This is a genomic window from Methylomonas lenta (assembly GCF_001644015.1).
GTDB classification, from domain to species: domain Bacteria; phylum Pseudomonadota; class Gammaproteobacteria; order Methylococcales; family Methylomonadaceae; genus Methylomonas; species Methylomonas lenta.
On the sequence record NZ_LUUI01000136.1, the window covers coordinates 1 to 4,988 of the forward strand.

The window sequence follows — 4,988 nt, forward strand, 5'->3', positions numbered from 1 at the left end:
TGCCAAACTGTTTACCCGCCGCCTTCGCGCGACAAATGCCGGCTTGGGTTCGCTCAATCAGCAGGTCACGCTCAAACTCAGCGACCGCTGCGATCACCTGCATGGTCATCTTGCCGGCAGAACTGGTCAGATCAACCCCGCCCAACGCCAGACAATGAACGCGCACGCCTGAATCAGAAAGATGCTCGACGGTGGCTCTGACATCCATCGCGTTGCGACCGAGCCGATCCAGTTTGGTCACCACCAACACATCGCCCGACTCCATCCTTTCGATTAGCTTATTAAAACCGGGTCGTTCTTTAGCCGCAACTGAACCGCTGATACTTTCTTCAACCAAACGATGCCGTTGAATGGCGAAACCGGCAGATTGAATTTCCAGGCTTTGATTTTGGGTAGTTTGATCTGTGGTCGACACTCGACAGTAAGCAAAGACGCGTGACATGCTCTCTCCGTCCGAAAAGGATGTACGAATTATAACACATGTACGAAATTCATTTTGCCTACTTTTGTACATACCTCAGAGGGGATGTCCGAAACCGGTCAGTTTCGTACCGTTGATATTGAAATACAACCCCATGATTTTGGCTCACCAACATCGCAATATTGGTGCTATAGTGCCATCGTGCATTAGTAATACTCTGGAGGTTATATAATGTCATCAGTAACTACTCAACCTAGCGTCAAGGTCATTGGCGCAAACGGGCAAATCTCACTGGGCAAACAGTACGCTGGACGACAAGTCCTGGTGGAAGAGCAGGAGCCTGGGGTCTGGCTGGTACGCACAGCGACTGTCATTCCAGACAACGAACGCTGGCTGCACCAACCCAAAATGGCGACTGATCTGCAAAATGCCTTGTCTTGGGCGCAAGCCAATTCACCCAACGATAGCAATGTTGACACTCTGCTGGAGAAACTGCATGGCCAAAATTGACCCGGATGGACTGGTCAGGCTTGACCTTAATAACCCCGTTTTTCAAGAAAATCTTCTGACACTACAAAAGGTAGAAAGACACGCAGCTATAGAAACCCTTACCAAGCTTCGGCAGATGACCTGGAACCAGGTCTATCGCGACAGCGGCCTGAAGTGGGAAAAAATCATTAGTATCAAGCCACCGAACGGAATTGATGCTATCTATTCGTTGCGTATTACCCAAACACGACGAGCAACGGCCTATCGAGAGGGTGAGTTTATCCGCCTTCTGACCATAGCCTCTGATCACGATAGCACCTACGGCAAGAAATGATGGATTTTGCCCATCGTGGTTGAATATTCGAGTAAATGTCGCCAGGAAAAATAAATCTTAGCCAATTTCTCATTTTGGCTGCGGGTTGACGGGCAAGTCACGACCCTGAAGAGACATTTGGCTTTCGGTTTACCATCTGTCAGCTTACCGACCCTGAATAGCCGCTCTCGGCATGTGATCCGCCTCAGATGATGCTCGATATAAAGCTTATCCTTTCTTGTTTAAGCGGCCTTCTTTTATCCGTGAAAGAGCAAGAGCAACTCGCGGCACAATACTGTCTATGTCAAAATACCGCCTCACTTCATCCAGTAATTTGGAATATGCATGGCAATCAACACAGTCAACGATGAACTGACCAGTGAACAGGTCGATGAATCTATTGAAGGATATGAGTCCTCCACCCCTGGTGGCTGGGAAGGTTATCCTTTAGATGAACTGGCTATCAGGGATGAGCGGCGTACAACATCGGACGTGATCCGGCGTGTTAAGAACGACCGGTTCGTTCTTGACCCAGATTTTCAGCGGGGGTTTGTTTGGGATCGGAATAAACAAAGCCGACTGATCGAATCAATCCTACTGCGTATTCCCTTGCCGGTCTTTTATGTGGCGGAGGATGATGCGGGGCGATTGATCGTGGTAGATGGACGGCAGCGACTCACTACCCTATTGAATTTTCTAGACAATAAGCTTGCTCTCCAACTCAAAGACCGCCCAGAGCTTGATGGCAAACGTTTTGAAAATCTGGACGTGCGCTTACAAAATCGAGTCGAGGATTGCCAATTGCTTTTCTATATTATAGATCGCTCTGTACCGGAGCGGGCACGTCTGGACATCTTTGAGCGGGTCAACGGCGGTGAAGTCTTGACCCGCCAACAGATGCGTAATGCAATTTATAACGGTCCTGCCACTGCTTTTCTGCGCAAGGAGGCTGAAACCGAGTTATTCCGAGAGGCAACTGGCGGCAGCCTTAACGTCGACAAGATGCAGGATCGGGAGATGATAAACCGATTCTGTTCTTTCCGGCTATTGGACATAGATGACTATCGAGGTGATATGGACGAGTGGCTTGCCAATGGACTGGATAAGATGAACAAGGCCAATTCGGAAAAGTTGGAGCTGCTGAGAAGTGAATTCCGGCTGGCTATGCATAACAATCTCACTGTATTCGGCCGGCAGGCATTCAGAAAACACCGTTCCCATAATCAAGCTCGCAGCATTGTTAACGCTTCTTTGTTTGACATTATGAGTACCCATCTTGCCAAATATTCCGAAACCACAGTAGCTAATAAGTCCGATTTACTTCGAAAAAAGTTTTATGCCCTGATGGATGACGAGGACTTTATTCGTTCAATCACCTATGGAACCAACTCTACTAAGTCTGTCTACATCCGTTTCTATATCGCCGATAAGATATTTAAAGAGGTATTCAATGTTGCGTGAAATTCATCTTTCCAGCTTCAAGTGCTTCGATAATTTGATTCTGCCGTTGGGGCCTCTAACTCTGCTGACAGGTGTGAATGGTGGTGGCAAGTCTTCTGTCATGCAAGCATTGGTGTTGTTATCCCAGACTTTCGTTCAACAGGAATGGGGACGTTCGTTAATACTCGAAGGTCCCGAGCTAGCTTTGGGCAATGTGGCTGACGTGCTCAATCAGGATTCTGCTCGCCGAAGTTTGGCTTTGGGTGTTACAGCCGACAAGCAGAAAATTAAATGGTCATTCAAAGCTGAGGATCGACGGGCGCTATCCATTGAGCTGGACCAGATAGAAGTAGAGGGAACTACTATTCCTCTTGAGGAGGATGTTCCTATACGCTGGCTAATGCCGATCGATTTAGCAGAGAATTCGCCTGTTGTTTCTGCTCTTCGACATTTGAGTTGGATAACCGCTGAGCGTACCGGTCCTAGGGAATTGCTACCCTTGCCAATAGCGGATGGTCTTTCACGTGTTGGTCATCACGGTGAAATGGCCGCTGGTCTTCTGTACTGGCGTGGTGAGGACAAAGTGAATTCGGCTCTGTGTCTGCCCGACATCCCTCCCACACTATTCCATCAGGTCCGAGGACACATGCAGCGTTTTTTTCCGGGATGTGATCTACGTGTTTCCCCCATAGACGGAGTGAGCGCTGTCAGTCTCCGTCTGCGTTCAGATTCACGATCCGATTTCCAGCGTCCGCAAAACGTCGGTTTTGGTCTAACCCAACTCTTTCCAATCATTGTTTCGCTGTTAGCCGCTAGGACTGGAGATGTGCTACTCATCGAGAATCCAGAGGTCCATCTTCATCCACGTGCGCAGCAAGAGATTGGAGTGCTTTTGTCGGAAACCGCCGCCAGCGGGGTGCAGGTTGTCATAGAAACACATTCCGACCATGTACTCAATGGCGTCCGGCTAGCCGTGAAGCAGAGAAAACTCCCTTCGTCGGAAGTTCGCATCCATTTTTTTGCCCATCGGCCCGGACAGGCGGCTGACCCAGAGTCTATTTCCATCGATGACGATGGGCGGCTCAATTCATGGCCGACAGGTTTCTTCGACCAATTCGATTTTGCTCTCTCTGAATTAATGTAAGGTGCTCATGGATGTGATACTCGATGAAACCAGCCTCGTACCTTGCGATAGCTGGTCCCCCTCCCGGCGTATCAAGACCTTGGCATCCACGCTTCAAGCACTGGATCGGTTAGGGTGCTCACGGGTTTTGCGCTCCGCGCGCACTGCTGCCGATCTTGATATCGGCCAAGGCCGCGGCTTGCGTGGATGGTGCTTCGACCAAGGTACGAATCGCGAAGCGGGCAGGTTTATCGCTCAACGTTTAGGTAAGCAACCGTTTATCGATGGTGCCGACGGACTTTTCACTGAAATCGAAGGTGAGCGAGTTATCGAAGGTAGCATGCTTGGCACAACGGTTGTCGGATTGGCATTTGCCGCGCTCATGAATACGCCCGCCGTCGCACTCTGCAGCGACACTCTGCCTGCAAGTACGGCTGTTGCAGTGGATATCATTACTCTGGACGCTGAAGGCGAGCTCCAAGAGACAGTCCAAGTTTGCTGCTTGGTGACAGAAGATGATGTTATTCAACAAAGTGAAGTAATTATACGGGGTATCGAGAGTTCCGTAGAGAACGGTGATCAATTGATGAAGCGCGCCGGAGAGATCTTTCCTGGGCTGCGTTTTGGTCCTAGGGCTATCGAACAGATTTCTTCACTTACGGGAAACGAACCAGTATTTCACCAATTATTCCGGCATCTCCGTGCTTTGGATCAGGGCGCTGCGGCGTGGCAACCGGACACACAATATTCCCCGGCCGGCTCGATCACATGGAGCCGCGAATCTAATTCCACTTTGGACCATGGCAGCTATGGTCCACTTCGCGATTTTCCCACGCCCTATGGCTTCGCCCCGCGTCGCTGGTGCTACCACAGCAAGCTGAGCGGCGGTACTGGCGCTCGGCTCTATTATCATGCTGAAAGAACTGACGAAGCATCCGTGGTGTTGATTGGTTATTTCGGCGACCACCTGCCAACCGTTCTGTTCGACAGTTAAATATTGCAACAACTGGAGCGAGTACACATTTCCCATTTCTTGGTCGCCAACTCAGTCGAGTAGCGACTTTTTGCAGAGATCGAACGTAAGGCTCCATCTGCGCCGCCTGTAAAAATTATGCCCAATGTTGCATCCTGATGTTTTTCCCCAGGAGCGTTCCACATGGTCTTATCAACAAAATGGCTGCAGCATATTGGGGTTAAATAAC

Annotated in this window: 7 protein-coding genes; 5 read left to right on the top strand and 2 right to left on the bottom strand. The window is 49.8% G+C overall.

Annotated elements, in window-relative coordinates; translation table 11 throughout:
- A partial coding sequence (locus A1359_RS16450; RefSeq protein ID WP_066985624.1) for a recombinase family protein occupies positions 1 to 442 on the bottom strand: 442 nt, incomplete at its 3' end.
- A 210-nt stretch (positions 443 to 652) separates the two neighbouring features.
- Between A1359_RS16450 and A1359_RS16455 the strand changes: the two genes are divergently transcribed.
- The 5 genes from A1359_RS16455 (at position 653) to A1359_RS16475 (ending at position 4,780) form a co-directional block, all read left to right on the top strand.
- A complete protein-coding gene (locus A1359_RS16455) occupies positions 653 to 931 on the top strand; it encodes a hypothetical protein (protein WP_066985628.1) in 279 nt (92 codons plus the stop codon).
- Positions 918 to 1,244, top strand: a complete 327-nt coding sequence (locus tag A1359_RS16460; RefSeq protein ID WP_066985631.1) for a hypothetical protein — start codon at positions 918 to 920, stop codon at positions 1,242 to 1,244. The genes A1359_RS16455 and A1359_RS16460 overlap by 14 nt, the downstream gene beginning before the upstream one ends.
- Before the next feature lie 324 nt (positions 1,245 to 1,568).
- Positions 1,569 to 2,684: a DUF262 domain-containing protein gene (locus tag A1359_RS16465; RefSeq protein ID WP_066985635.1), complete on the top strand. Its 1,116-nt coding sequence runs from the start codon at positions 1,569 to 1,571 to the stop codon at positions 2,682 to 2,684.
- Positions 2,674 to 3,807: an AAA family ATPase gene (locus A1359_RS16470; RefSeq protein WP_066985638.1), complete on the top strand. Its 1,134-nt coding sequence runs from the start codon at positions 2,674 to 2,676 to the stop codon at positions 3,805 to 3,807. Before A1359_RS16465 ends, A1359_RS16470 begins: the two co-directional genes overlap by 11 nt.
- A 7-nt stretch (positions 3,808 to 3,814) precedes the next feature.
- Positions 3,815 to 4,780: a hypothetical protein gene (locus A1359_RS16475; protein ID WP_066985641.1), complete on the top strand. Its 966-nt coding sequence runs from the start codon at positions 3,815 to 3,817 to the stop codon at positions 4,778 to 4,780.
- Here A1359_RS16475 and A1359_RS23285 read toward each other — a convergent pair.
- Positions 4,777 to 4,988 (bottom strand): hypothetical protein (locus A1359_RS23285; RefSeq protein ID WP_232322330.1); only part of this gene is annotated, 212 nt, incomplete at its 5' end. The two genes, A1359_RS16475 and A1359_RS23285, sit on opposite strands and share 4 nt — an antisense overlap.

What these genes read in the sequence shown, in the direction of transcription:
- A1359_RS16455 (WP_066985628.1), top strand. Translation starts at nt 653, where the DNA reads ATGTCATCAGTAACTACTCAACCTAGCGTCAAGGTCATTGGCGCAAAC.
- A1359_RS16460 (WP_066985631.1), top strand. Translation starts at nt 918, where the DNA reads ATGGCCAAAATTGACCCGGATGGACTGGTCAGGCTTGACCTTAATAAC.
- A1359_RS16465 (WP_066985635.1), top strand. Translation starts at nt 1,569, where the DNA reads ATGGCAATCAACACAGTCAACGATGAACTGACCAGTGAACAGGTCGAT.
- A1359_RS16470 (WP_066985638.1), top strand. Translation starts at nt 2,674, where the DNA reads ATGTTGCGTGAAATTCATCTTTCCAGCTTCAAGTGCTTCGATAATTTG.
- A1359_RS16475 (WP_066985641.1), top strand. Translation starts at nt 3,815, where the DNA reads ATGGATGTGATACTCGATGAAACCAGCCTCGTACCTTGCGATAGCTGG.